The 25,813-nt window shown below is 55.8% G+C and carries 26 protein-coding genes; 7 read left to right on the top strand and 19 right to left on the bottom strand.

Annotated features, from left to right (window positions below; translation table 11 throughout):
• The first annotated feature begins 23 nt into the window (after window positions 1-23).
• Complete coding sequence (tsf, locus tag GOW48_RS02915; protein WP_170354186.1) at window positions 24-899, top strand: translation elongation factor Ts; 876 nt, start codon at window positions 24-26, stop codon at window positions 897-899.
• Window positions 900-1,272: 373 nt separating this feature from the next.
• On the opposite strand, the gene GOW48_RS02910 is transcribed toward tsf, so the two are convergent.
• The 3 genes from GOW48_RS02910 to GOW48_RS02900 form a co-directional block, all read right to left on the bottom strand.
• Window positions 1,273-2,028 (bottom strand): helix-turn-helix transcriptional regulator, encoded by a 756-nt coding sequence (locus GOW48_RS02910; protein WP_170751221.1) that lies wholly within the window; start codon window positions 2,026-2,028, stop codon window positions 1,273-1,275.
• Window positions 2,025-2,474 (bottom strand): type II 3-dehydroquinate dehydratase, encoded by a 450-nt coding sequence (aroQ, locus tag GOW48_RS02905; protein WP_170751219.1) that lies wholly within the window; start codon window positions 2,472-2,474, stop codon window positions 2,025-2,027. Before aroQ ends, GOW48_RS02910 begins: the two co-directional genes overlap by 4 nt.
• A 124-nt stretch (window positions 2,475-2,598) precedes the next feature.
• Window positions 2,599-3,594, bottom strand: a complete 996-nt coding sequence (locus GOW48_RS02900) for an NADPH:quinone oxidoreductase family protein (RefSeq protein ID WP_170751217.1) — start codon at window positions 3,592-3,594, stop codon at window positions 2,599-2,601.
• 138 nt (window positions 3,595-3,732) lie between these two features.
• Here GOW48_RS02900 and GOW48_RS02895 point away from each other — a divergent pair, with 138 nt between their 5' ends.
• Together GOW48_RS02895 and GOW48_RS02890 are read left to right on the top strand one after the other, a co-directional pair.
• Window positions 3,733-4,551: an SDR family oxidoreductase gene (locus GOW48_RS02895; RefSeq protein WP_170751215.1), complete on the top strand. Its 819-nt coding sequence runs from the start codon at window positions 3,733-3,735 to the stop codon at window positions 4,549-4,551.
• A 22-nt stretch (window positions 4,552-4,573) separates the two neighbouring features.
• The gene (locus GOW48_RS02890) at window positions 4,574-5,602 is read left to right on the top strand and encodes a phosphotransferase (protein ID WP_170751213.1); all 1,029 of its coding nucleotides are present in this window, start codon (window positions 4,574-4,576) and stop codon (window positions 5,600-5,602) included.
• A gap of 19 nt (window positions 5,603-5,621) precedes the next feature.
• On the opposite strand, the gene GOW48_RS02885 is transcribed toward GOW48_RS02890, so the two are convergent.
• Window positions 5,622-6,218, bottom strand: a complete 597-nt coding sequence (locus GOW48_RS02885; protein ID WP_170751210.1) for a 2-hydroxychromene-2-carboxylate isomerase — start codon at window positions 6,216-6,218, stop codon at window positions 5,622-5,624.
• A 186-nt stretch (window positions 6,219-6,404) separates the two neighbouring features.
• On the opposite strand from GOW48_RS02885, the gene GOW48_RS02880 reads away from it, so the two are divergent.
• The gene (locus tag GOW48_RS02880; protein WP_170751208.1) at window positions 6,405-7,634 is read left to right on the top strand and encodes a serine hydrolase domain-containing protein; all 1,230 of its coding nucleotides are present in this window, start codon (window positions 6,405-6,407) and stop codon (window positions 7,632-7,634) included.
• A 49-nt stretch (window positions 7,635-7,683) separates the two neighbouring features.
• Window positions 7,684-8,553, top strand: coding sequence for an acyl-CoA thioesterase (locus tag GOW48_RS02875; protein WP_170354178.1), 870 nt, complete (start codon window positions 7,684-7,686; stop codon window positions 8,551-8,553).
• Here GOW48_RS02875 and GOW48_RS02870 read toward each other — a convergent pair.
• The 12 genes from GOW48_RS02870 to GOW48_RS02815 form a co-directional block, all read right to left on the bottom strand.
• Complete coding sequence (locus tag GOW48_RS02870; RefSeq protein ID WP_170751206.1) at window positions 8,550-9,317, bottom strand: SDR family oxidoreductase; 768 nt, start codon at window positions 9,315-9,317, stop codon at window positions 8,550-8,552. The genes GOW48_RS02875 and GOW48_RS02870 overlap by 4 nt on opposite strands.
• A gap of 111 nt (window positions 9,318-9,428) precedes the next feature.
• Entirely contained in the window at window positions 9,429-10,658 is a 1,230-nt protein-coding gene (locus tag GOW48_RS02865) for an acyl-CoA dehydrogenase (protein WP_170751204.1), read from the bottom strand.
• 110 nt (window positions 10,659-10,768) lie between these two features.
• Window positions 10,769-11,458, bottom strand: coding sequence for a phosphate regulon transcriptional regulator PhoB (phoB, locus tag GOW48_RS02860; protein WP_170354175.1), 690 nt, complete (start codon window positions 11,456-11,458; stop codon window positions 10,769-10,771).
• A gap of 3 nt (window positions 11,459-11,461) precedes the next feature.
• Window positions 11,462-12,172 carry a phosphate signaling complex protein PhoU gene (phoU, locus tag GOW48_RS02855; protein WP_170751203.1) on the bottom strand — a complete coding sequence of 237 codons (711 nt, stop codon included), beginning with the start codon at window positions 12,170-12,172 and terminating at the stop codon, window positions 11,462-11,464.
• 16 nt (window positions 12,173-12,188) lie between these two features.
• On the bottom strand, window positions 12,189-12,986 hold the full coding sequence (gene pstB, locus GOW48_RS02850) for a phosphate ABC transporter ATP-binding protein PstB (RefSeq protein WP_170354173.1): 798 nt from the start codon (window positions 12,984-12,986) through the stop codon (window positions 12,189-12,191).
• A gap of 10 nt (window positions 12,987-12,996) precedes the next feature.
• Entirely contained in the window at window positions 12,997-14,358 is a 1,362-nt protein-coding gene (pstA, locus tag GOW48_RS02845; protein ID WP_170751200.1) for a phosphate ABC transporter permease PstA, read from the bottom strand.
• On the bottom strand, window positions 14,355-15,827 hold the full coding sequence (pstC, locus tag GOW48_RS02840; protein WP_170751198.1) for a phosphate ABC transporter permease subunit PstC: 1,473 nt from the start codon (window positions 15,825-15,827) through the stop codon (window positions 14,355-14,357). The genes pstA and pstC overlap by 4 nt, the downstream gene beginning before the upstream one ends.
• An 81-nt stretch (window positions 15,828-15,908) precedes the next feature.
• Window positions 15,909-16,949 carry a substrate-binding domain-containing protein gene (locus GOW48_RS02835; protein WP_170354170.1) on the bottom strand — a complete coding sequence of 347 codons (1,041 nt, stop codon included), beginning with the start codon at window positions 16,947-16,949 and terminating at the stop codon, window positions 15,909-15,911.
• A 197-nt stretch (window positions 16,950-17,146) separates the two neighbouring features.
• On the bottom strand, window positions 17,147-18,193 hold the full coding sequence (locus GOW48_RS02830; protein WP_170751196.1) for a PAS domain-containing sensor histidine kinase: 1,047 nt from the start codon (window positions 18,191-18,193) through the stop codon (window positions 17,147-17,149).
• A gap of 22 nt (window positions 18,194-18,215) precedes the next feature.
• Window positions 18,216-18,737: a gamma carbonic anhydrase family protein gene (locus GOW48_RS02825; RefSeq protein WP_170751194.1), complete on the bottom strand. Its 522-nt coding sequence runs from the start codon at window positions 18,735-18,737 to the stop codon at window positions 18,216-18,218.
• Window positions 18,734-19,375: a guanylate kinase gene (gene gmk / locus GOW48_RS02820; protein WP_170751191.1), complete on the bottom strand. Its 642-nt coding sequence runs from the start codon at window positions 19,373-19,375 to the stop codon at window positions 18,734-18,736. The genes GOW48_RS02825 and gmk overlap by 4 nt, the downstream gene beginning before the upstream one ends.
• Before the next feature lie 15 nt (window positions 19,376-19,390).
• A complete protein-coding gene (locus GOW48_RS02815; RefSeq protein ID WP_234900844.1) occupies window positions 19,391-20,269 on the bottom strand; it encodes a YicC/YloC family endoribonuclease in 879 nt (292 codons plus the stop codon).
• Between the two features lie 309 nt (window positions 20,270-20,578).
• On the opposite strand from GOW48_RS02815, the gene GOW48_RS02810 reads away from it, so the two are divergent.
• Complete coding sequence (locus GOW48_RS02810) at window positions 20,579-21,199, top strand: PAS domain-containing protein (RefSeq protein WP_170751187.1); 621 nt, start codon at window positions 20,579-20,581, stop codon at window positions 21,197-21,199.
• Window positions 21,200-21,416: 217 nt separating this feature from the next.
• On the opposite strand, the gene GOW48_RS02805 is transcribed toward GOW48_RS02810, so the two are convergent.
• The gene (locus GOW48_RS02805; RefSeq protein ID WP_170751185.1) at window positions 21,417-22,787 is read right to left on the bottom strand and encodes a class II 3-deoxy-7-phosphoheptulonate synthase; all 1,371 of its coding nucleotides are present in this window, start codon (window positions 22,785-22,787) and stop codon (window positions 21,417-21,419) included.
• Window positions 22,788-22,956: 169 nt separating this feature from the next.
• Here GOW48_RS02805 and GOW48_RS02800 point away from each other — a divergent pair, with 169 nt between their 5' ends.
• The gene (locus tag GOW48_RS02800; protein ID WP_170354163.1) at window positions 22,957-23,961 is read left to right on the top strand and encodes a GlxA family transcriptional regulator; all 1,005 of its coding nucleotides are present in this window, start codon (window positions 22,957-22,959) and stop codon (window positions 23,959-23,961) included.
• A 6-nt stretch (window positions 23,962-23,967) separates the two neighbouring features.
• Here GOW48_RS02800 and GOW48_RS02795 read toward each other — a convergent pair whose 3' ends face one another.
• Together GOW48_RS02795 and GOW48_RS02790 are read right to left on the bottom strand one after the other, a co-directional pair.
• Window positions 23,968-24,495 (bottom strand): GNAT family N-acetyltransferase, encoded by a 528-nt coding sequence (locus GOW48_RS02795; RefSeq protein WP_170751183.1) that lies wholly within the window; start codon window positions 24,493-24,495, stop codon window positions 23,968-23,970.
• An 80-nt stretch (window positions 24,496-24,575) separates the two neighbouring features.
• Window positions 24,576-25,676, bottom strand: a complete 1,101-nt coding sequence (locus tag GOW48_RS02790) for a PQQ-dependent sugar dehydrogenase (RefSeq protein WP_234899462.1) — start codon at window positions 25,674-25,676, stop codon at window positions 24,576-24,578.
• Window positions 25,677-25,813: the final 137 nt, after the last annotated feature.

Below are 25,813 nucleotides of genomic sequence, written 5' to 3'. Positions count from 1 at the left end.
TTTGATTTGAGGAGAGCCGAAAGATGGCAATCACAGCAGCAATGGTTAAAGAACTGCGCGACAGCACAGGCGCAGGCATGATGGACGCGAAAAAAGCGCTGACCGAAACCGGCGGCAACATGGACGAGGCCGTTGACTGGCTGCGTACCAAAGGTCTAGCCAAGGCGGCCAAGAAATCCGGTCGTACTGCCGCCGAAGGTCTGGTTGCTGTTCACGTCAACGGTGGCAACGGTGTTGCTGTCGAGGTGAACTCGGAAACCGACTTCGTTGCGAAAAACGCTGAGTTCCAGGAAATGGTCGGCAAGATCGCATTTGCAGCCGAAGGCGTTGCAGATGTTGACGCTCTGCTGGCGGCTGACCTGGGTGGCAAATCCGTTGCCGACACTCTGACCGACAAGATCGCCACCATCGGCGAGAACATGTCGGTGCGCCGCATGGCGAAACTGTCGGGTGACACTGTTGTGTCTTACGTCCACAACGCAGCTACCAACGGCATGGGCAAAATCGGCGTTCTGGTCGCTCTGACCGGTGGCGACGAAGCGATCGGCAAGCAGGTTGCGATGCACATCGCAGCTGTGAACCCGGCAGCTCTGTCCGAGGCGGACATGGATCCAGCTGTTGTCGAGAAAGAAAAGCAGGTTCAGATGGACATCGCCCGCGAATCCGGCAAACCGGAGCAGGTGATCGAGAAGATGATCGAAGGCCGTATGAAGAAATTCGTGGCTGAATCAACTCTGCTGAACCAGTCATTCGTTGTGAACCCTGACCTGACCGTTGAAGCTGCGGCCAAAGAAGCAGGCGCAACCATCACCGGCTTTATCCGTCTGGAAGTTGGCGAAGGTATCGTGGTCGAGAAAGAAGACTTCGCAGCCGAAGTTGCCAAAGCCGCGCAAGGCTAAGATGTTTTGTCGGAACCCTTACGGGGGTTCGGCACCTTATCGGAACCGGTCACGCATAGCGTGGCCGGTTTTTTCGTTTGGCAATAAAAAAGACGCCGCAGCGCCTGGAATTTAAGGATAGGGTTGGGGGGCCCCGCATGATGGGGATGGTCGAGGCCCCCCAGTGTTTCCGGCAAAGGTACGTGGACGAATAGACGCCCCTGTGCCAGAGAGGTTGGAGAGCCCTGAAATTACAAAGATCCAACCAAATGTTCCCAGGCTAAAGCCACCACTCACGGAACGATCTCATTTTGCAACTGTAGACCCGGATTCGGAAAGTCATGTTTTCCTTACCTAAGGTAAGTTGATGCAAATTAGCGTCAAATTCCTGGTGTTATGCCTCTATTTTGAACATCTGATTCTGCAATGACGCCTTCAGTACAGCCTGAGCGGTGGTTTCAACCGACAGCGATTCTCGGGCTAGCCTCAAATGCTTTTCGACTGTCGCTGCGGTTAGGCCCATCAACAGGGCGATATCTTGCGTGGTCTTACCATCCCCAACCCATTCCAGCGCTTCACGTTGGCGATTGGTCAACGCTCGATTCGGAGCATTGTAGGGCAGCGTAAGAATTTTCAGATGCGCCACGTTATTCATGAGAAGAATGTCATCGCCATGTTCAGCCCAGATCGCATCGACTTCTTGTTGTGACCGGCCGCCAGAGGCAGAAAGCGAGATCGCACCTTTCGATCTAAAAGAAACCGAGTTGAAGCTGACCGTATAGCCGGCAACGACCCCCAACGACCGATTGAACTCGACCACTTTCCGTTCTTGCGGCGATAGGGTGCCATCCAAAAGCATGTCCTGCGTCATTTGCCAGCTTGCAGCGCCTTCGTTCTCAAGCGCCCATTTCAACATAGGGGCATTGAAATAAAGCCCATCTCGCAGGAACCCATCCAAGTAGTCCTTGCCATGGTTCGTCAGGATCGTGAAGTCCTCGGGGTCACCCAGGGAAGTTTCCGTTTTGTAGCGCGTAAAGCCGTATAGCAGGCGATCAAACCCATATCCGGCCATCTGACGGCAATGGGCATCCCAAAGCTCCTCAAGCGATTTGACATAGCTGAGAAAGTGCAAATAGGCGTCCAGCTTCATGCGCCAACCTCGCCGTCCAGATAGCCCACCAGTGCGTCCAGTGCCAATACGTAGCTTCGCGTTCCAAAGCCGCAAATCTGACCCAACGCAACCTTTGAGATATAGGATTTGTGTCGGAATTGCTCTCGCGCATGAATGTTTGACAGATGAACCTCAACCACCGGCAGGTCGACAGAAGAAATCGCGTCCATCAGAGCAATAGAAGTATGCGTATAAGCTCCAGCGTTCAGAATAATCCCGTTCTGGACACCTTTCGCCGCATGGATCGCGTCGATCAATTCGCCCTCATGATTTGACTGCAAGGTCGAAACGTCAATTCCTATTTTTTTTCCATGGTTAAAGCACAATTCCTCAACCATTTTTAAAGTGGTGCTACCATAAACCTCGGGCTGGCGCGTCCCCAGCAAATTCAAGTTTGGGCCGTTCAAAATCAGAGCTTTGTGCATCGTCTCACTGTTCCCATTTATGAGTTTCTTAAACACGAAGGGGTGCCCGAGTCTACTGCCCGCGCACTTATCGCGCGAGCAGGTGTGTTTCTAAACAACGTAGACCGCCTCTGATGTGGAAGTTTCAGGGCATCGACACGACGACTTTACCCAGCACGGACCGATCTGCCAGCTTCACCAGCGCGTCTTGCGCTTGTTCCAGTGGGAAAGTGGCGCTGATTTGCGGTTTGATCTTGCCTTCGCCATACAACCTGAACAAATCGTTGATGTTTTGCGTGTGACCCGCTGGATCCCGGAACACGGATGCCCCCCAGAAAACACCGACAATTTGGCACCCTTTAAGAAGCGGCAGGTTGAGGGGTATCTTGGGAATTCCGGCGGGAAACCCGACTACAAGGTATCGACCATTCCACGCCATACTGCGCAGTGCAGGTTCGGCATAGTCGCCTCCGACCGCGTCATAGACCACGTCCACACCCAAAGGTCCGGCCATTGCCTTGATTTCACCCGAAAAGGCTTTCTGTGCATCGCGGTCCATCTGATGGTCGTAGACGATCACCTCATCTGCGCCAATTTTACGGCAGAATTCGGCTTTTTCTTGCGAAGATACAGCCGCAATCACCCGCGCACCCTGTGCCTTTGACAATTCAATCGCAGCTGTCCCAACGCCGCCCGCTGCGCCCAGGACCAAAACGGTTTCATCTGCCCGCAGGTGCGCCCGGTCTTTCAATGCATGGTAAGAGGTGCCGTAGGTAAATATGAAACAAGCGGCATCCTCGAACGGCATCGACTGCGGAAACTTAACCGCTGTCGACGCCTTGATCGTCATATGAGTCGCGAATCCCCCATGGCCGGTCAAAGCAAGAACACGGTCCCCGACCTCGTAACCCGCGACATCCTCACCAATGGCCAGAACCTTACCTGCAATTTCGCCACCGGGTGCAAAGGGTCTGGGGGGCTTGATCTGGTACAGGTCTCGGATCATCAGAGTGTCGGGGTAATTGACCCCAGCGGCCTTAACACCAATCAGCAACTCGCCTTTTCCCGGTTCCGGATCGGGCAGGGTGGTGAGTTCCAAAGTTTCCGGTCCACCCGGGGCGACGCTGAGTAAAGCTTGCATGTTGGCCCTATTGTCCTTGTTATTGATTCAGGAGGAAGTTTGGCGCAGCAGCGGGTGTTGTCAAGAAACCGACGAGGTGCAACCCTCGGTCGATCAACAGCATGCGATTGCGCCAAATAAATGATCGAGGAGCACACTATGACGCCCGAAACCCTATTTTCCTTGCATGGAAAGACAGCATTTGTGACCGGGGGCGCCACCGGAATTGGACGCATGGCTGCAGAGGCATTGGTTCGGGCCGGTGCGCGGGTTCTAATTGCCTCGCGCAAGGCTGACGCGTGTGAAGCCGTCGCCGCGGAACTAAACGCTCTGGACGCGCCGGGAACCGCCGAAGGGTTCGGTGGGGACGTTGGGACAAAGGAAGGCATCGAAGCGTTGGCGTCCGAGGTTCAAAAGCGGACGGACCGACTTGATATCCTTATGAATAATGCCGGTGTATCTTGGGGTGCGCCGATGGGACAATTTCCCTATGAGGCATGGGACAAAGTCATGTCGGTCAACGTTGCGGGTATCTTTGATCTGACCCAAAAACTGTTGCCAATTTTGATGAAGTCCGGAACCCCCGAGGACCCGGCCCGCGTGGTCAATGTGGGCTCGGTGATGGGTGAGGTGCCAATGGGCGATGGCGCATACAGCTATTCGGCTTCGAAAGCGGCTGTATTGCATCTGACCAAGATCATGGCAAAGGAACTGTCGCCGTATCACGTGACCGTCAACGCGCTGGCTCCTGGTCCTTTTGTGTCGCGGATGACCGCCTTTGCAACGGCCGACACAGATACACGGGACAGGGTGGGTAAAACGGTTCCACTTGGCCGCGTCGGCAGCGAAGACGATATCGCAGGATGCATGCTGTTCCTGTGCGGCCGGGGAGGGAGTTATGTAACGGGCGCGGTCATTCCTGTCTCTGGTGGAATCAATGTTGTGACCGCCGGAAACATTTTCGCCGAAGCGCTTTAAGATCGCATTGGAGGGAGCTGAAATGGCGAATAGTTCGACATTGGACCTTGATGCCGTCGACCGGTATCTCAGCGCACATTTGGAAGGGTATCAAGGCCCGCTGCAAGCCACCAAGTTCGATGTCGGGCAATCCAATCCCACCTTCGAATTGCGTACGCCTGCGAAGACTTATGTGCTGCGCCGTAAACCGCCCGGTACGTTGCTGAAATCGGCGCATGCTGTCGACCGCGAGTTTCGTGTTCAACGCGCGTTGGCAAACACCAACGTCCCTGTTCCTGCGATGTACCTGCTGTGCGAAGACGACGGCGTTATTGGTTCAGAATTCTACGTGATGGAACGTCTTCAAGGGCGCGGCTTTCTCGAGCCCACCATGGACGGCGAAAGCAATGAGACTCGAACAGGGGTTTTCGCCGAAATGAACCGTGTGTTGGCCGAACTGCATATGGTCGATATCGACGCGGTCGGTCTGTCTGACTACGGGCCTCCTGGAAACTACTTTGAACGGCAGATAGCGCGGTGGACCAAGCAGTACCGAGCCTCGGAAACCGACCGGATCGATGAGATGGACAGGCTGATTGCCTCTCTTGAAACGTCGTTGCCTGCGGATGACGGGCAACGGACATTGGTTCATGGCGACTACAGGATCGACAACATGTTGTTCGAGCGTGACGGAACGCGTTGTATAGGTGTTCTTGATTGGGAGCTATCGACAATCGGACATCCTTACGCAGACCTGGCCGCTGTCATAATGCAGTGGCAAATGCCGCCAGGAAAAGAAGGTCGGGGATTGGCAGGATTAGATCGAGAAAGCCTTGGTATCCCATCGGACCATCAGTTTATCGCAGAGTACTGTGAGCGCCGAGGGCTTCCGGCCATCGACAATTTTGGGTTTTATCTGGCTTTCAACTTCTTCCGCATGGCCGGTATTTTGCAGGGCGTTTACAAACGTGCTCTAGACGGTAATGCCTCTGATCCGAAACGTGCCATGAAATTAGGATCTTATGTTCCGATGTTCGCGCAATATGGATTGATGGCGATGAAGGCGTCCTAACGATTTTCAAATGCTGGCCCTATCCAAGCTCCAGCTCGAGGTTCCCCAAACTGTTCTTGCCGAAAAACATCTCGGGCCCGCTGAAGAGGGTCGGCACCCCGAACACTCCGCGCCTGACAGCAGCTTTGGTTTGATCCTTCAGCTGCTGTTTCACATCCGGACTGCTGATGGCTTCGCGCAGTTTGCGGACAGGCAAGTCGTTCTCTTGCAGGATTTCGGTTAGTACATTGATCTCATCAACTTTTTGCCCATGCACCCAAATTGCATCAAAGACAGATTTTATGTATCTGTCTTCCCATGATTTTCCGGAGGCATAGATCGCGCCGCGCATGGCGAATTTGGTATTGACTGGAAAATGTGGGCTCATGTGAAAGCTCAGGCCTCGGCGCCTGGCAAAACGATGCAGGTCATGCGTCAGATATGCTGTTTTTTGTCTGTTTTCGGAATAGGCTTGAAACGGGCCCTGATTGTTGGTGGCCTTGAATATTGTGCTTAGCAAAACCGGGACGTTGGTCACTGAAACATCGTGGCGGTTCGCCAGTTCAGGGAGAACCTTGTGTGCCAGATAGGCATTTGGACTGCAAAAGTCGTAAACGAATTCTATGGTTTGTGTCACTTTTCTCACTCCCGATCGGTAATCGTTGAAAAAGCACTCACCACAAAAACGAATCTGTTGTGTGACGAGCTTACCATCTCGCCGCAGTATTCAGCCCAGTCTAAATGGGTTTGCTTGAATTCCTCTGTTCATTTTGGGCGTCCTTGCGCAGTGTAAGGCACGTGTATTTCAGGAGACTGTGCGCCCATGATTTGTCCGCCTGGCTTTGACGCCGATCGATTGGATCGTATCCGGATTTGGATGCAGCGCTATGTGGATGATCGGAAATATGCCGGGAGCTCGTTTCTCTTGCGCCAAGGGCAAGACGAGGTTCTGTTCCATGCTGCCGGACACCGCAGCAAAGAGCAAAACCTGCCATTCGAAAGAGATTCGATCGCTCGCATTTATTCGATGACAAAACCCATTACATCGGTCGCTATTATGATGTTGGTCGAACAAGGGTTGATCCACTTAGATGCGCAAGTGTCAGATTTTATTCCCGAATTTCGGAATGTTCAGGCGCTGATCCCCGCTGCCGAACGTCTGGATCAAACCGAGGATACGCAACCCCCGACACTGCATCATCTTTTGACCCATACCAGCGGTCTAAGCTATCCGTTCAACCCTGGTGTCCTTCCCGCAGCGATGAACGAGATGGATCTCATCTTTTCAGCCGACCAAGGCCTCCTTAAGGACCGGGTACGTGAATTGGCGACGCTGCCGCTCGCGTTTCACCCGGGCTCCCGTTGGGAATATTCAGTCGGGATAGACGTTTTGGGCCGCGTCGTCGAAATCGTATCTGGCCAACCGCTGGACAAGTTCTTCCAGGCTCAAATATTCGACCCGTTGGGAATGACCGAGACGGGATTCAAGGTTCCCAAAGGGGCAGGGGACAGGTTTGCGTCGCTCTACACACCTCTTTCCGGCGACGCCATGGCGCTGAACGCCGCCAAAGAAAGCACGGATACTCTGCGACTGGTGGACGAACCGGGCGCATCGCCGTTTGAACGAACCACCACATTCTCGGGCGGAGGAGGTCTGGTCGGAACGATTGACGATTACGCAAAATTTGCGGACATGCTCAGAAACCGAGGCAGCCTGAACGGGCGGCGTCTGCTGGGGCCAAAAACTGTAGACTTCATGATGGTCAATCACTTACCGGGTGACATTGCATCGATGGGTCCACAGAGTTTCGCCGAACAGCCGATGGAGGGAACCGGGTTCGGTCTGGGCGGAGCAGTAGTTATGAACCCTGGCCGCACACGCACTCCGGGCTCGGTCGGAGATTTCAGTTGGGGTGGTATGGCCTCGACATTCTTCTGGTTGGATCGGCGCAATGACCTCACTGCCGTGTTCTTTACTCAGCTTTCGCCATCCAGCTCTTATCCGTCACGCGCTGAGCTCAAGGCGCTTGTCCTAGGGGCAATGATTGATTGATCGGAACAGCGCTGATACCTGTCTCACACGACCCTAACGGAGAGCTGTCATGACCGAAGCCGAACGCGTTCTGCTGGACCTGTTGAATGTCGAAAGGCTGGAGGTTGACTTGTATCGCGGCACCGGTTCCGGCGGTGAAACGCCTAAACGGATCTTTGGCGGGCAGGTCGTATCGCAGGCCCTTGCCGCAGCGTACAGGACCGTCGATGATCGGCTATGCCATTCGCTTCATGCTTATTTCATAAGGCCGGGTGATCCAAGCATTCCCGTGATTTATCAAGTGGATCGCGCCCGAGATGGAGGTTCGTTCACAACCCGTCGCGTGGTCGCCATACAGCATGGCAAACAGATTCTGAACATGTCTGCTTCGTTTCATATCGTTGATGAAGGTTGGGATCATCACCACCCAATGCCTACGATGGAGGCGCCTGAAAATTATCCAGCGCGCACTGATCTGAGGAACAAGTATGTCGATCTTGTTCCTGAAAAACTGCAGGGTGAGTTATTGCGAGAGCGTCCGATCGAAGTTCGTGAGGCAAGCCATTTAAATCCTTTTGCGCCGGAAAAGTCCGACGATCGAAATCAGGTATGGTTTCGGATGAATGCCGCAGCACAAGCAGATCAAATCACACAACAACTCCTTCTGACTTATGCGTCGGATATGTATCTGATGAGCTCGGGGATGCGCCCCCATGGGTTAAGCTGGTTCACCGGCGAAGTGAATGGTGCCAGCCTGGACCACGCGCTTTGGTTCCATGCACCTGTTCATTTTGAGAACTGGCATCTCTATGCGATGGATTCGCCTTGGACCGGGCGAGGGCGCAACTTCAACCGTGGATCAATCTATTCTCAAGATGGCACACTGGTCGCTTCGGTTGCGCAAGAAGGTTTGATGCGCAAAGCCAAGAGGACAGTTTAGTTGTTCTCGATAAACACTTGGTTTAACTTCCGCATTCCGCCAAGCCAGCGCTCATAGTCTCCGGCTTTGTGTCGGATGTACTCCAACACCTGAGGATGCGGAAGGATCAGAAATTGCTCGGCCTCTATGCCTTTGACGCACGCATCAGCAACATCTTCCGGTTCAAGCATGCCATCGATTGAGGCTACCGAGGTCTCATGACCTTTGGTCATATCGGATCGGACGGCCTGAGGACACAAGACAGACACGCGCAATCCTTTGTGACCATATGTCAAAGACAGCCATTCGGCGAAACCAACGGCGGCGTGTTTGGTGACGCCGTATGGCGCTGCGCCGGGCTGATTCAACAATCCGGCTGCAGACGCAGTCGTAAGGATGTAGCCGCCGCCACGCGACACCATGCGCGGCACCAGATGGCGCGCGGTCCAAACATGAGACATGACATTGATCTTCCAGATCCTGTCCCAGTCCTCGTCGGGAACATCCAGACCTCCTAACGTCAAAATACCGGCATTCGCGCAGAAAAGATCAATGGGCCCAATGTCTTCTTCGACGGTATTGATTAAGTCTCTGACGCTGCCTTCACTGGATACGTCGCAGTGAAATGCGTGGCCACCAATCTCATTTGCAATGTCCGCAGCACCGGCGTGATCGAGATCCGAGCAAACAACTGTCGCACCTTCGGCAGCAAATCGACGGGCGAGACCTTCGCCGATACCTCCGGCTGCACCTGTTATAACGACGGTTTTGTCATTCAGTTTCATGAATCACTCCAGAGCCACGGGTTCAATTCGTGATCCTATGGTATTGGTAAAGAATGGAAAGTTGCATTTCATTCCATGCGCTAAATTACCATAATACCAATTACGCGACATTTAGTAGAAGGCTTGCAGGCCCGTTTGTGCGCGCCCAAGGATCAACGCGTGGACGTCATGGGTGCCTTCATAAGTGTTTACGGTTTCGAGGTTCACCATATGCCGGATCACTTGGAATTCGAGCGATATTCCGTTGCCGCCATGCATGTCCCGCGCCAACCGTGCGATGTCCAAAGCTTTACCGCAGTTGTTGCGCTTGACGAGCGAGATCATTTCAGGCGCAGCTTCGGCTTGGTCCATAAGACGCCCGACCCGCAGACTGCCTTGAAGCCCAAGCGCAATTTCAGTTTGCATGTCGGCCAGTTTGCGCTGGAACAATTGTGTCTGGGCCAAAGGTTTGTCGAATTGCTTGCGATCCAACCCATATTGACGCGCAGCGTGCCAGCAGCATTCAGCAGCCCCCATCACACCCCAGCTGATGCCATAGCGTGCGCGATTCAGGCAACCAAACGGACCTTTTAGGCCCTGAACATGCGGCAACAGTGCTGTCTCATCCACCTCAACGCCGTCCAGAACGATTTCTCCGGTGATCGAGGCGCGTAGACTTAGTTTGTTCTGTATCTTCGGCGCGCTCAGACCCTTCAGCCCCTTGTCCAGGACAAATCCACGGATTTTCCCATCATGGGCGTCGGACTTGGCCCAGATTACGAAAACATCCGCAATGGGCGCGTTCGATATCCACATTTTGCTGCCGGTCAAACGGTAGCCACCATCAGTTTTCTCGGCGCGGGTCTTCATACCGGCCGGATCCGAACCCGCATCAGGCTCAGTCAGGCCAAAACAGCCGATCCATTCGCCGCTGGCCAGTTTCGGAAGGTATTTGCGGCGCTGCTCTTCGCTGCCATAGGCATAGATCGGGTACATAACCAGCGAGCTTTGGACCGACATCATGGAACGATAACCCGAGTCGACACGCTCGACCTCGCGCGCGACAAGGCCGTATGAGACATACCCGCCCCCTAGCCCGCCGTATTCCTCGGGGATCGTCGTTCCCAGCAGGCCCATCTGGCCCATTTCGCGGAAGATTTCAGGGTCCGTTTCTTCATTCTGAAACGCCTCGGTGACGCGTGGTTGCAGCTTTTCCTGCGCGTAGGCCCGCGCGCTGGCCTCGATCATGCGTTCATCTTCTGTAAGCTGATCTGTCAGCCGGAACGGATCGTCCCAAGCAAACCGGCCCATGTCCGGAGCATCCTTGGCGCGCAGGGTCGGTTTGGTATCGGGGGCATTCATGGTCCATCTCCGCTCTGTCAGGTTTGACGCAACCTAGCTTTACCGACAGGTAAAAGACAGAAAGAGTTTGGCAATACTTTATGAGAAAAACTCATAAGGTAACATGCGCCCTACCCCAACGCGTAACCTGCGCCCCGAACAGTTCTGACTGGGTCTGCACCGCCATGCTGGGTCAAAGCCTTTCGCAGGCGACCGATATGCACGTCCACGGTGCGTGTATCGACATAGATGTCGCGTCCCCACACCCGGTCGAGCAGTTGTTCGCGGCTCCAGACACGGCCGGGTTTTTCCATGAACGTGCTCAGTAGCCGGAACTCGGTTGGGCCAAGTTTCAGCGGCTTGCTGTTGCGACTGACTTTATGCGTTTCCGAGTCCAGGATGATATCGTCAAACTCTAGCCGAATGCCAACAGTCGCCGGGCGCACACGGCGTAATTGCGTGCGCACACGGGCCATCAGTTCGACCACCGAGTACGGCTTGACCACATAGTCATCCGCACCGGTTTCCAGACCACGAACCTTGTCGACCTCTTCCGTGCGGGCCGACAACATGATGATCGGAATTGAACGTGTGTCAGGGCGCGATTTGAGGCGGCGGCAGACTTCGATCCCGCTCAGGTTGGGCATCATCCAGTCCAACACGATGATATCCGGGCTGTCTTCATCCACCAGCAGCATGGCTTCGTCACCGCTGGCGGCCTTGGAGACGCGGAACCCTTCTGCCTCGAGGTTATAGGCCAGCACTTCACGCTGTGCCGGCTCATCCTCAACGACCAGAACTGTAGGCTGATCTGCAGACATGGATCAGATCTCCTGCGGGATTTGGGACGTCGTGTCCGCCTTTGGGCGGGCCTCGGTCGGGCGTTCGCCGGTCACCAGATAGACAACTTGCTCCGCGATCGCGGTGACATGATCACCCATGCGTTCGATGTTCTTTGCGATGAAATGCAGGTGCATACAGGACGAGATGTTGCGCGGGTCTTCCGCCATGAATGTCAGAAATTCCCGGAATAACCCGTTATACATCTGGTCCACTTCTTCGTCGCGGTTAATAACGTCGGTCGCCAGTTCCGCGTCGCGCTGGATATAAGCGTCCAAAGCGTCGCGAAGCATCCGCTCGACTTCGCGCGCCATGCGGCGCAGGGCGGCGGCGCTGCCGTTGATCTCGCCCGCATTGACCAGAACCGTCGTCCGTTTGGCGATATTCTTGGAATAATCACCGATGCGTTCAAGGTTACCGGACACTTTCAAGACAGAAAGGACCAGACGCAAGTCGCTCGCAGTCGGCGCTCGCAGCGCGATCAGACGCGCGGTTTCCTCGTCAATCAACTCTTCCAACGCGTCGATGGCCTTGTCGCCCTGCCGGACTTCGTGGGCCAATTCTTCGTCTCGGGTCTCCAGTGATCTCGCGGCGCTCATGATGGCGGCCTCGACCAGCCCGCCCATCTTCATGATATGAGCCTGAATCGCCTCGAGGTCGCGGTCGAATGCGGATGCAATATGTTGTTCGCTCATGGTCTGATACCTGTCCTCAGCCGATCCGGCCGGTGATATAGCTTTCGGTGCGGGGATCTTCGGGGTTGGTGAAGATTTGCCCCGTCTCGCCGAACTCGACGAGGTTGCCGAGGTGGAAGAATGCAGTTTTCTGGCTGACCCGCGCGGCCTGCTGCATCGAGTGGGTCACGATCACCACCGAATAGCGCGAGCGCAGTTCGTCGATCAGTTCCTCAACCTGCGCAGTTGCAATCGGGTCCAGGGCCGAGCACGGCTCGTCCATCAGCAGAACCTCAGGCTCGGTCGCGACGGCGCGGGCAATACATAGGCGCTGCTGCTGACCGCCTGACAGGCCGGTTCCGGGGGCGTCCAGACGATCCTTGACCTCATCCCAGATCGCACCGCGACGCAGGGATTTCTCAACGATCTCATCCAGTTCCGCCTTGTTCTTGGCAAGGCCGTGAATGCGGGGGCCATAGGCCACGTTGTCATAGATCGACTTTGGGAATGGGTTCGGCTTCTGGAACACCATGCCCACCTTGGCGCGCAGCTGCACCGGGTCGACGCGCTTGTCATAGATATCCTCGCCATCCAGCAGGATATCGCCCTCGACCCGGCAGATGTCGATCGTGTCGTTCATCCGGTTCAGGCAGCGCAGGAAGGTGGACTTGCCGCAGCCCGAGGGGCCGATGAATGCGGTCACGGTCTTGTCTTCGATCTGAACATCCACGTCCTTGATGGCGTGGGTGTCGCCGTAATAGACCTGAACCTTGTTCGCGGCGATTTTAATGGCTTTGGAGTCCACGGCTCTCTCCACTCGTGTCATGTCGTTCATAATAAGCCCCTTACCAGCGGCGTTCAAAGCGGCGGCGCAGGATGACCGCGATGGTGTTCATTGTCACAAGGAAGATCAACAGAATGATGATGCCCCCCCACGCGCGTTCGTAAAAGGCCGGGTCGGCGCGTTTGGACCATTCGTAGATTTGTGCAGGCATGGCCGAGTTCGGAGACAGGAAGCCCGCCACCAGCCCGTCGGGCGGGTTCGAGGCGATAAAGCCCACCATCCCGATCAGCAGCAGCGGCGCGGTTTCGCCAAGCGCCTGCGCCAGACCGATAATGGTCCCGGTCAGGATACCGGGCGCGGCCAGTGGCAGAACATGGTGGAACACCGCCTGCATTTTCGAGGCCCCTACCCCAAGCGCTGCATCCCGGATAGACGGCGGAACCGCCTTGAGCGACGCTCGGGTCGAGATGATGATCGTCGGCAGAGTCATCAAAGTCAGCACCAAACCGCCAACCAGCGGCGCCGAGGTCGGCAGGTGCATGTAGTTGATGAAGACAGCAAGACCCAGAATACCGAACACGATCGAAGGTACAGCGGCCAGGTTCGAGATGTTTACCTCGATGATATCTGTCAGCCGGTTCTGCGGCGCAAACTCCTCAAGATAGATCGAGGCGGCCACCCCAATCGGCAAAGCCAGCGCCAACACGACGAACATCATGAACAGCGATCCCAGCATCGACACACCGATCCCCGCGGCCTCGGGCCGTTGGTCAGAGGCATCAGAGCCGAAGATGAAATCTGGATTGAACGCTTTGTACAAAACACCCGCGTCCCGCAGTTGATCGACGAAATCCAGCTGGGCCACCGTGATACTCTTGTCATTGGCGATGGACCCGCGGGTCACACGGCCCTTCATGTAGCCATCGACGCGGCTGTTGACCAGAAAGCGGAAGCTGACGGTTTTGCCGATTTCATCGGGGTTGGCGATCACATAGTTCCGCAGCTCGGCCTGCGCTGCTTTGGACAGGATGCCGCCCATTTCTTTGGGGGTCAGGTCGGTCTGGATGCCCAGGTTTTGCACCTCAGCTTCCACAGCAGCCGCGATCAGCGGCGCGTAACCAAAGGTCGAGACCTTCTTGATATCCTCGATATTGCGGTTGCCCTTCTTGTCCAGCTTGTCTTCTTTCAGCTCGACATTCAGCTCAAGGAAAGACTGCTGGAACGCTCCGGTGCCCGCGGTCACAATGTTTGTAACCAGCACGATCAGCATCAGCAGGCCGATACCGATGGCAGCAATCCCATACATCTTAAACCGGGATTCAGCCGCATTGCGTTTTTTGGTACGGGCATCCTTTTCGAACAGCGATCCATGTTTGGAAGGTGCCGCAGGTGCTGAGCCGAGGGTTTGGGAAATATCGGTCATTCGTACTGCTCCCGGTATTTGCGCACGATGTAAAGGGCGAAGATGTTCAGCCCCAGCGTGATGATGAACAAGGTCAGACCCAGCGCGAACGCCACCAACGTTTCGGGGCTGGCAAAGTCGGTATCGCCGGTCAGCTGGCTGACGATCCGGGTTGTGATCGTGGTCATCGCCTCGAACGGGTTGCCCGAGAATTTGGCGATTGCACCGGCGGCCATCACAACGATCATCGTCTCACCGATAGCGCGGCTGGCGGCCAGCAGGATCGCACCCACGATCCCCGGCAGTGCGGCCGGCAGAACCACCTGACGGACGGTTTCGGAATGCGTCGCGCCAAGGCCTAACGAACCGTCGCGCATCGACTGGGGTACAGCGTTGATAATGTCATCGGACAGCGATGACACGAACGGGATCAGCATGATGCCCATCACCAGACCCGCCGTCAGAACCGCGTTGGAACTGGCCATCCAGCCTACTCCGAATGCACCGCCTTCGCCGAACATTGACACTAACGCGGGGCCAACCGTCAGCAGGGCAAACAGACCGTAAACGATGGTTGGAATACCGGCGAGGATCTCCAGTAACGGTTTGGCAATCGAGCGGGTTGCGCCCGATGCGTATTCGGACAGGTAGATCGCTGCGAACAGGCCGATTGGCACAGCCACCAGAAGCGCAATCAATGAGATGTAAAGCGTGCCCCACAACAGCGGTAGGATTGATAGTTCCGAGCCCCCTCGGAAGTTCGGGGCCCAGGTACTGCCGAAGAAGAAATCCTTCCACGAATGCAGCTGGAAGAAGTTCATCGTCTCGAACAGCATCGACAGAACGATGCCCACGGTCGTCAGGATCGCGATGGATGCAGCCAACAGCAGCAGCGCCAGAACACCCTGTTCTACCACGTTACGCGCGCGGAATTCCTTGTGGGTACGGATATAGGCAAAGGCCGCGCCCAACAGTGCGACCGCGAGCACGATCACCTGCATTGCCACCGAACCGGTTCCGGTCATGCTGCGATAGGTTTGTGCAGCAACCAGAATGGGTTGCGTGATATCCTGCGTCAGCACCTGCCCTGCGTCTTTCAGCGTCTGGGTCAGCTGCGCGATGTCAGCATTTGCGTCTTGAGCCTGCGCCTGCGTTAAGGCGCCGGCGGCCACCGCGCCCTCAAGACCATCCGCCACCCGGCGGACTTCGCTCATGATCAGGCCCCGGTCGGACCCTTCGGGTATCGCGCTATCGGGGATCATGCCCGTCACGGTGCTGTTCACGAAAACAGGTTGCGCCAGCAACCAGACAATCAGTACCCCGATGGCAGGGACCAGCGCCGTCAGCGCGACATTGTAGCCATAGTAGGACGGCAGTGAGTGCAGATCACGCGCATCCCCTCCGGCACTAGCCAAAGCACGGGACCGGCCCGTGAAAAATCCGATCACTGCCAGTGCAAGCAGGATGATCAACAGCCAGGATAATGCCATGGGAACTCCGTGGGGATGGCAGTGGTGGAGTCAAAAAGAACCGGGGCGCGCGAAACGCCCCGGTTCTACAGTGTTAAAGGCTTAGGAGCCGCCGCCCAGAACTGTTTCGTTCGCAACAGCTTCCTGAACTTTTACCAGCTCGGGATCCGAAACCAGACCGTATTCGGCCAGCGGGCCGTCGGGGCCAGCGATCTCGTCTGCGACGAAGAACTCAGCATACTCTTTCAGGCCAGGGATCACGCCGATATGGGCTTTCTTGACGTAGAAGAACAGCGGACGCGACACAGGGTATTCGCCGGTTGCGATCGACTCGGTCGAAGGCACGATGCCGGACATGGTCGCAACCTGAAGCTTGTCGGTATTGTTCTCGTAGAACGCCAGACCAAAGACGCCGATGCCGTCTTTGTTGCTGTCGATACGTGCCAGAGTTTCAGTGTAGTCGCCGTCAATGTCGACCGACACGCCGTCGGTGCGGATCGCGATGCACTGTTTTTCGGCTGCTTTCTTGTCGTCGCCGGCTGCTGCCTTGAACACTTCGAAATCGCCCAGGTGCTCACAACCTGCCAGGATGACCTTGTCTTCGAACACTTCACGGGTGCCGTGCTTGGTGCCGGGGATGAAGGTTGCGATCGGCTGCGCCGGGAAGTCCGGGTTTACGTCGGCCCAGGTCTTGTTGGGGTTGTCGACAACTTCACCGTCTACGACGATTTTCGCGGCCAGTGCTTTGTACCAGTCTTCCGGCGTGAACTCGAAAGAGTTGCCGTTGATGTCGGATGCGAAAACGATGCCGTCATAACCGATCTGAACTTCGATGATGTCGGTCACGCCGTTTTCGGCGCAGGCTTTGATCTCTTTTTCGCGGATGGCGCGCGATGCGTTGGCCACGTCGATGGTGTTTTCGCCAACACCTTCGCAGAAGCGCTTGAGGCCAGCCGAGGAACCGCCCGATTCAACAACCGGTGTCGGGAAGTCAAAGTTTTCACCGAAGGCTTCGGCAACGATCGAGGCGTAAGGCAGAACGGTCGAGGAACCGGCAACCTGAACTTGATCACGTGCAGCAGCAGTAGTGGCCGAAACGGCAGCAATCGCCAGAGCAGAAGCCGACAGTTTTACAAAGGACATCTCAGTCTCCTTGAGAAAGATAACAAATGATCACCCCCATGATGATCTTGGGCGAACCCCTAGAAGCCGCGCGTAAGCCTTTTGTGACAAGTTTGTAACGGTTTTATGACAACTGAATTTGTTTCAACGTGACCCTGCGTAAATGTAAAGAAAGCAGACAACCTGGTCAGACTTTCAGGGGTATCATGAACTTGATGTCATCGGGGCAGAATGACAGTAAAAACAGAGCCTTTACCCAAGTCGCTTTCGACCCTAAGCCGCCCGCGGTGGCGATTCACGATGTGTTTCACAATTGCCAGCCCCAGCCCTGTTCCACCAAGTTGCCGCGACCTGTGACTGTCCGCGCGATAGAATCGTTCTGTCAGGCGCGGCAGGTGAACGGGATCAATGCCCGGCCCTTTGTCTATCACCTGAACCCGCACTGCGGGTCCCCGCATCGCCGTATCCCGGTCCGAGGCCGTTGCATGAACGTCTACACGCCCACCACTGCCGCCATACTTTATTCCGTTTTCAATCAGGTTGGTAAAAACCTGCCGTAATTGATCGCTGTCACCAACTATCGACACAGGCCCGTGCGTTTCGCTGAGAACCAGCTCGACGCCCGCGTCCTCTGCTAGGGGGCGCAAGGAATTGATAATGGATTGCAACAGCCCGATCAGTTCCAACTGCTCTTTCGGGCGCACCCGTTCTTCACTTTCCACGCGGTTCAGTGAAAGTAAGTCGTCGACCAGACGGTTCATACGGCTGGCCTCGTCGGTCATGATCTGCAGAAACCTGTCCCGGGCGGCGACATCATCGCGTGCGGGTCCGCGTAGCGTTTCGATGAACCCCATCAAAGCCGTTAGCGGCGTGCGCAGCTCGTGGCTGACATTGGCGACAAAGTCTCGTCGCATCTGGCTGGCCTGTTCCAGATGTGTCACGTCTTGAAACGTCGCCAGAACCGCCCCGGCCGAGACGGCCCCCACCCCATTCATATACCGGCATTCAACTTCGAAGGTTGTATCCTGCGCCCCGTCATTTGCCAGATGTCGGGTTCTGGTGGTGCCTTTCGAACGCAAGCTCTGTTCCATGGCGTCGATAACCTGCGGTTGCCGCAGGATCGTCGCGAAGTGGCGGGTCTCGATGTTTTTGCCCAACATCGTCGTGGCGTCCGTGTTCGCAGCAATGATCCGCTCGGTCTGATCGACCAGCAAAGCAGGCATGGGAATGGCCGATACGAATTCGGCAAGAAGGTTTTCGGACATGGACGTCAACTCTTGCAGGCAATCAGGCCGGTTTCATGGTGTCCCGGAATTTGCGCATATTGCTTTGGTAGTGCAACGCACTGAGCGTCAGTTTCTGCGCGGCCGCGTCATCCAACTGACGAATGACCTTACCCGGCGATCCCATGACTAACGAGTTGTCGGGGATTTCCTTACCTTCAGTGATCAGGGCTCCGGCTCCGATCAGGCAGTTCTTGCCGATTTTGGCCCCGTTCAAAATAATGGCTCCCATTCCGATCAAGGAGTTTTCGCCAATCGAACAGCCGTGCAGCATGACCTTGTGACCAATCGTACAGTTCTTGCCAATGGTCAGCGGAAAACCCGGGTCGACATGCATGACGCAGTTTTCCTGAACGTTACTGCCCTCGCCTACACGGATTTCCTCGTGATCGGCACGCAGTGTGCTGCAAAACCAAACCGAGGCACCCTCTTCCAACACCACTTTCCCGATCAGATTTGCGTCAGGTGCGACCCACGTATCCTGATGAAGCTGCGGTGCGTGATCCCCCAAGGCGTAGATGGTCATGATTGTTCCTCAAATTCATTTTGCAGGTTGCGAACGTGGTTCTGAAGGTTGGGTTGCTGGATGCGGCGCATCCGCTCGGCGCTGACGATGGTTTTCAGCTTTTCCTCAGTTGAGTCTAAATCATCATTTACCAATACGTAGTCGTAATAGCCCCAGTGGCTGATCTCGTCCCAGCTTTTCAACATCCGTTTTGAAATCACGTCGTCGCTGTCCTGCCCGCGCGTCTCAAGTCGGCGGCGCAGTTCCGGGATCGAGGGCGGAAGAATGAATATTGAAAGCGCGTGCTTGCCCAAATCCGAGTTTCGGATCTGTACTTCGCCCTGCCAGTCTACGTCGAAGAGAACATCCTTGCCGGATTCGATCGACTCACGCACCGGACCGGCGGGTGAGCCATAGAAATTACCAAAGACATGCGCGTGTTCCAGCATTTGTCCGTCGGCAACCTGCTGTTTGAACGCATCCTCCGAAAGGAAATAATACTCGCGGCCGTGTTCCTCGCCCGGTCGTGGTGCGCGAGTGGTGGCCGATACCGAGAATTTCAGATCCGAATCCCATTGCATCAACCTTTTGGCCAGCGTCGATTTCCCTGCCCCTGAAGGCGAGGACAGAATGATGAGAAGGCCGCGTCGATCCGCCATTTGGGGCTCCTGTCGTTATTCCACGTTCTGCACTTGCTCGCGCATCTGATCTATTACGGCCTTCAACTCAAGCCCCACCGACGTCAGATCAGCGCTTTGCGCCTTAGAACACAATGTATTGGCCTCGCGGTTGAACTCTTGCATCAGGAAATCCAGCTTGCGCCCGACTGCCACGTCCTGCGCCAATAGGTCCCGAGCTGCACTTACATGGGCCTTTAGGCGGTCGACCTCTTCGGTGATGTCGGCTTTGACAGCGAGTAACGCCAGTTCTTGCGCGACCCGGTCGGGTTCGACCCCCTGCGCGTTGTCCAAAACCCGCGACAGGTTTTCGCGCAGGGCCTCTGCCATTTTGTCTTTGCGCTGCTCAGCAAGATCTGCGGCCTGGTCGGTCAAACTGGCAACTTGGTCCAGCTGTCCACCCAAGACCCGAAACAATGCCTGACCTTCGCTTTCCCGCATTTGGATGAAATCGCTCAGGACGTCCTTAAACTCGACCACCAAGTGTGCGACCAGAGGCGCGGGGTCGTCAATATCACTGCCTGCATCCAACATACCTTTGAGCGATAGCAACTCGGCCGCTGAAGATGGGGCAAGTGTCACATCACGTGCCGACGCCAATTGCTGAGTTCGCACCAAAGCATCCAGCACCGCAGACATTGCGGTTTCGTTCAGCATCAGATCAGGTGCGGTTTCGTCTTTAGACAGCCGCAGAGAAAGGGTTACGTTTCCCCGGCTCAACGATTTTGACAGCTCTGCCCGTAAGGCGGCTTCAAGTCCGCTTAGCCAGTCCGGCATCCGCAATCGCAGATCAAGACCCTTGCCGTTGACGCTGCGCAGTTCCCACGTCCAGCTATGCGGGCCCAACGCGCCTTTACCCGATGCAAATGCGGTCATGGATCTGATCATGCCGGTTCCTTCTGTCTACGCCTGCGTTTGCCTGCCTGGCGCACCTAATGGCATTGGCCGCTTCAGAGCAAGAGTTTGCTGAGTTTGACGGCAAAGCCGACAAGTTAACCATTCATTAAAGAATTAGTCCAAAATTGACTCAACCCGTGTCAATTTGATCACCGTCAGGACTGGTCAGTCAGTGATGCCCCCGGTATCTGGCATTTTATGAAAATCGTGGTCGATTGATGCTAGGGTGATGAAATAAAAACCTTTTTCGGGAACGGATCCGGGTCAAGTTTTGGAAAGATCGTCGCTATGGATCGATTCGACAGTGGGCGCAGCCTATCGCCCATCCGGCAGGCCGAGGCATATTGGACAGCGCTGCTGACCGGCGACAGTGTTCCTATGCGCGCGCAAATCGACCCGCGCGGGCTTGAGAGCATACTGGAATATACCTTTGTCCTTGAACGCATCGCGCCCGGCTTGGCACGTTTCCGACTGGCGGGCAGTCATCTGAACAAACTTGCGGGTATGGAGGTGCGTGGAATGCCTCTGACCGCGTTCTTCGAAGCAGAAGCGCGTGAACAGGTCACCGATACACTGGAACAGGTCTTTGGCGGCCCCGCGATTGCCGAGCTGGGTCTGATGTCGACCGGAGCGCTGGGTCGTCTTCGGCTGGAGGCGCGGATGATACTCTTGCCGCTGAAAAGCGATCTCGGCGACATCAGCCGGGTGTTAGGCGTTATGGTCAGCGACGGCCCAACAGGCCCCACACCACGTCGGTTTGGCGTGCGCGATCGCAAGCTCCGCCCTGTGTCCGAATTTCAGGCCCCCAGCAAGCGTCCAGCGCCGGAACCGGCAGGTTTTGCGGAAGACACCGCAGAATTCAGCCGTCCCGGTTCGCATTTACGATTGGTCGTTTCGCGTGACGACTAACGGAGTTGGCGTCTGGTCCGAGTTGGCGCCTTCGGAAAAAGGAAGTTGGAGGATCTGACCGGTTTTCCAGTAGCGCCCGACCTTGCGTTAGGGCGCTCTGTCCATACGCAACAGCGTGCGAGGATCGGATATTGGTTCAAGGTTCTGCAAATAATGCGTCAAACAACAAAAGTCATTTGACGCCTTGCTTTCATTCGTTTGGAATATCCGCGCCCCGTTAACCGGCTTCGCGTTTGGTCCGATTGCGCCGCAATGACGTAAGCTCTTCCGCGACAAGGAATGCCAGTTCAAGCGACTGCGACGCATTCAGGCGTGGATCGCAAGCAGTATGGTAACGATCCGAGAGATCCTCTTCCGTAACGGCGCGAATACCTCCGGTACATTCGGTGACGTCCAGACCAGTCATCTCGAAATGCACGCCACCGGGGATCGTGTCTTCCGCCTGATGGACGCCAAAGAAGTCGCGTACCTCACGAAGGACCGAATCGAACGGACGGGTCTTGTATCCCGTGGCCGACTTGGTCGTGTTGCCATGCATCGGGTCGCAGACCCAAGTGACCTGGGCGCCCTCTTCCTTGACTGCTTTGACCAGACGCGGCAGATGCTCACCCGCTTTACCGGCACCGAAGCGTGCGATCAGGGTCAGGCGGCCCTCTTCATTTTCGGGGTTCAGTTTGGCCATCAAAACCTTGAGGTCTTCGGCGGTCGTGGTCGGACCGCATTTCAGACCGATCGGGTTCTGTACGCCCCTGCAGAATTCCACATGCGCACCGTCGGGCTGACGGGTACGGTCGCCGATCCAGATCATGTGACCCGAGCCGGCCAGCCAGTTGCCGGATGTCGAATCCAGACGGGTCAGCGCCTCTTCGTATTCCAGCAGCAGCCCTTCGTGGCTGGTGTAGAACTCGACAGTCGAGAATTCATGCGTGGTATCGGCATTGATCCCGGCAGCATCCATGAAGTCGATCGAATCCTGAATGCGGTCTGCGATTTCCGAGTATTTCTGAACGTCCTGATCGTCGGTAAAGCCCAGCGTCCAGGAATGGACGCGGCTCATATCGGCGAAACCACCGGTCGAAAATGCCCGTAACAGGTTCAACGTGGCGGCCGCCTGAGTGTAGGCTTGCAGCATTTTGGATGGATTCGGAATACGGGCTTCGGGCGTAAAGGCCAACTCGTTGATGATGTCACCACGGTAGCTGGGCAGCTCCACGCCATCAATCACCTCGGTCGGCGCGCTGCGCGGTTTGGCGAATTGACCCGCCATGCGGCCCACTTTGACCACTGGCACCTTGGCGCCATAGGTCAGAACCATGGCCATCTGCAGCATTACTTTGAAGGTGTCACGGATCGCATCCGCGCTGAATTGTTCAAAGCTTTCAGCACAATCCCCGCCCTGCAGCAGGAATGCCTCGCCGCGGCCAGCGGCACCCAGTTGCTGTTTTAGGCGTCGCGCCTCGCCCGCAAAAACCAGCGGGGGATACTGTGCAAGCTGGGCCTCGACCTTGGCCAGCGCGGCCGCGTCGGTATAGTCTGGCATCTGAACCCGGGGCTTGTTGCGCCAGTTCGATTTTTGCCACTCGGTCATAGCTTTGATCTCCGCTGAAGTATTCAGGTCGTCTCTATACAAAATGCATTGCAGAGTGACCATATCCGATTTGCGCCCCTTGACGACCTAAACAACCTTTGATCATGGTGGCTGTCACATCTGTCGCCAGACGCAACGTCATCAGGCGCCGAATCAAGGACACCTCGCCATGCAAGAGCAACGCCAAGTTGTCACGGTGCAAGACACTGCGGCCAACCCCCGGAATTTCGTATTTGTCCTGCTGGACAAGTTTTCGCTTTTGTCATTCGCTTCGGCGTTGGACAGTTTGCGTATCGCGAACCGGATGGCTGACAAAGATCTGTATTCCTGGACCTTCGCGGGCGAAGGCGGCGAGACTGTCAAATGCTCGGCCGGGACCGAGTTTAAGTTGGACACCGACCTGAATGAGTTGCAGCGCGATGACGTTGTGATGATTTGCGGTGGCGTCGACGTGCAGGCCGCGACAACCAAAAAGGTTCTGAACTGGGTGCGGCGTGAAGCACGGCGTGGCCTCAAGATCGGGGGGTTGTGCACAGCTGCCTACACGCTGGCCAAAGCTGGTTTGCTGGACGGTAAACGCGCAACCATTCACTGGGAAAACGCAGACAGCTTTGTTGAGGAATTTGATGAGGTTGAGCTGACCAAGTCTGTTTTCCAAATTGATGGCAACCGGATGACAACGGCGGGCGGGACGTCGTCGATTGATCTGATGCTGAAGATTATTGCCGATGACTACGGTGAAGATCTTGCCAATGCCGTCGCCGATCAAATGATCTATTCCTCGATCCGTACCGATCAGGACACTCAGCGTCTGTCCACACCTACCCGGATCGGCGTTCGGCATCCAAAGCTTAGCCAAGTTATCCTGATGATGGAAAAGAACATCGAAGAGCCGATCTCGCCCTCGATTCTGGCCAAAGACGTGGGTATGTCGACCCGTCAGTTGGAACGCCTGTTCCGCCGCTATCTAAGCAGGTCGCCCAAACGGTATTACATGGAGCTGCGCCTGCACAAGGCGCGCAATTTGCTGATGCAAACGGATATGAGCGTGATCAACGTGGCCCTGGCCTGTGGCTTTGCCTCACCCAGCCATTTCTCGAAATGCTATCGTGCGCATTACAACACTACGCCTTACCGCGAACGCGGAGCCCAAGCCGGGCGGCTTTCCGTCTGACCGGGCTTACAGGGTCTTAGCAAAGTAGTGTAGATGCGGCCTCAGCATGGGCTGATCCAGATAGGTGGTCGTCTCGATGGGTTCGGAAAGCTCTAAAAATCCCAATTTCGGATAGAGGTTCCGCATCTCGATATTCGGTGTAAGCGTGTCGGCCACCAGGCGCTTTAGTCCCAAGGAACGCGCCGCGTCCTCTCGCGCTCGAATCAAGGCTCGCCCTGCACCGGTGCCGCGTGCAGTTTCGGTCACGAACACCCGTTTCAATTCACCAGTTTCCTGATCCAGACGTTTCATCATGCCGCATCCTATGATCTGACCTGTGCGGTCTTTCGCCAGAACCAGGCACCCGTTCGGCGCTAGATAGTCATCCGACCGCGCCCAAAACTCTGCCAATGCGCTTTTCGGAGCAGCCGGGTCTATTTCAAACCCCATAGCCGTCATGCGTTGAACGATCAACGCATAGTACTGGGACAGGATTCCGTTCAGCTCCTCGTGATCTGGCAGGTCGTCACACATTTCTATCGAGAAGTCGCGCAATGGACAGCACCCTGATATGACCCTGATGCCCCAAAACAAGCCTGGTTCAGGGTCAACAGTCAAGCATAGAGGCCAGCACCTTATGTGTCAGGTGAAAGCCGGAAAACCGCTCCTTGTCCCACGGAAATGAACCAGATCGTTCCGTCCGGTGCTTCGACGATATCCCGAACGCGTTCCGTTTCGGGGCCTTTGATCTGTTCGACTTCTTTCAGGGGGGCACCCGATAGTCGGGCGATGTAGTTGAATTTGAGCGATCCAACGAAAATATCCCCTGCCCATTGCGGCCACAGTTTTCCCGAATAGACCAACAAGCCGGACGGAGCGATGGACGGATCCCAATAGTGACGCGGCTGCTCCATTCCGTCCTTGGCGGTACCTTCGCCAATACTTTGTCCGGAATAGTGCTTTCCGTATGAAATCACGGGCCATCCATAGTTTAAGCCGGGGCGGATCAAGTTCACTTCGTCGCCTCCTCGCGCACCATGTTCCGATGTCCAAAGCTGGCCTTGGGCGTCCAGCCCCGCACCTTGTGGATTTCGGTGCCCATAGGACCAAATCTCGGGCCGAATATCGGCTTGGCCCACGAACGGGTTATCTGCGGGGACAGAGCCGTCGCGATTGATGCGGACCACCGTACCAATATGGTTCGTCCTGTCTTGCGCCTGAGGACGATCACCGCGATCTCCGATTGTGACGAACAGTGTCCCGTCCGTCGCTTCGACCACCCGCGAGCCGAAATGGCGACCGCCCGAGCCTCCGGGCAGCGCCTCAAAAATCGCCCGCAGGTTCGTCAAACGATCTCCACTTTCCGACAAACGAGCCACGGCAATTGCAGTGCCAGCACCACCCCGCTGTGACTTTGAAAATGTCAGGAAAATTTCACGGCTCTGGTCGAAATCCTTTGGTATCGTGACATCAAGCAACCCACCCTGCCCGTTCGCAACCACTTTCGGAACGCCGCGCACAGGGTTGGCTTTTCCTTCTGCGACATACAACAACTCACCATCCCGTTCGGTCACGAGAAATGCGCCGTTGGGCAGAATACCGATGGCCCATGGCGTATCCAGGTCCTCGACCATCGTGTCTACCTGAACATTCCCGGCGGAGGTTTTCAGCGTATCCGCCAAAGCGGAACCCGTGCCGAACATAAAAACAAGAATCGCAAATACCCGAACCGTCATGTTTTTCACCTTGGAACCGCTGTGTTAGCACTAAGAAAACAAATAGGTTTCCTCTCGACAAAAACACGTTTTCGTTAGGACTTTTCTTTTCCGAACAGCTTGCCTAGGGTCGTGACCAGAACGAATACGTTCACAAT

Source organism: Ruegeria lacuscaerulensis, assembly GCF_013033355.1.
In the GTDB taxonomy this organism is placed as follows: domain Bacteria; phylum Pseudomonadota; class Alphaproteobacteria; order Rhodobacterales; family Rhodobacteraceae; genus Ruegeria; species Ruegeria lacuscaerulensis_A.
The sequence above is the reverse complement of the archived record's forward strand: the minus strand, read 5'-3'. Positions and strand labels throughout refer to the sequence as shown.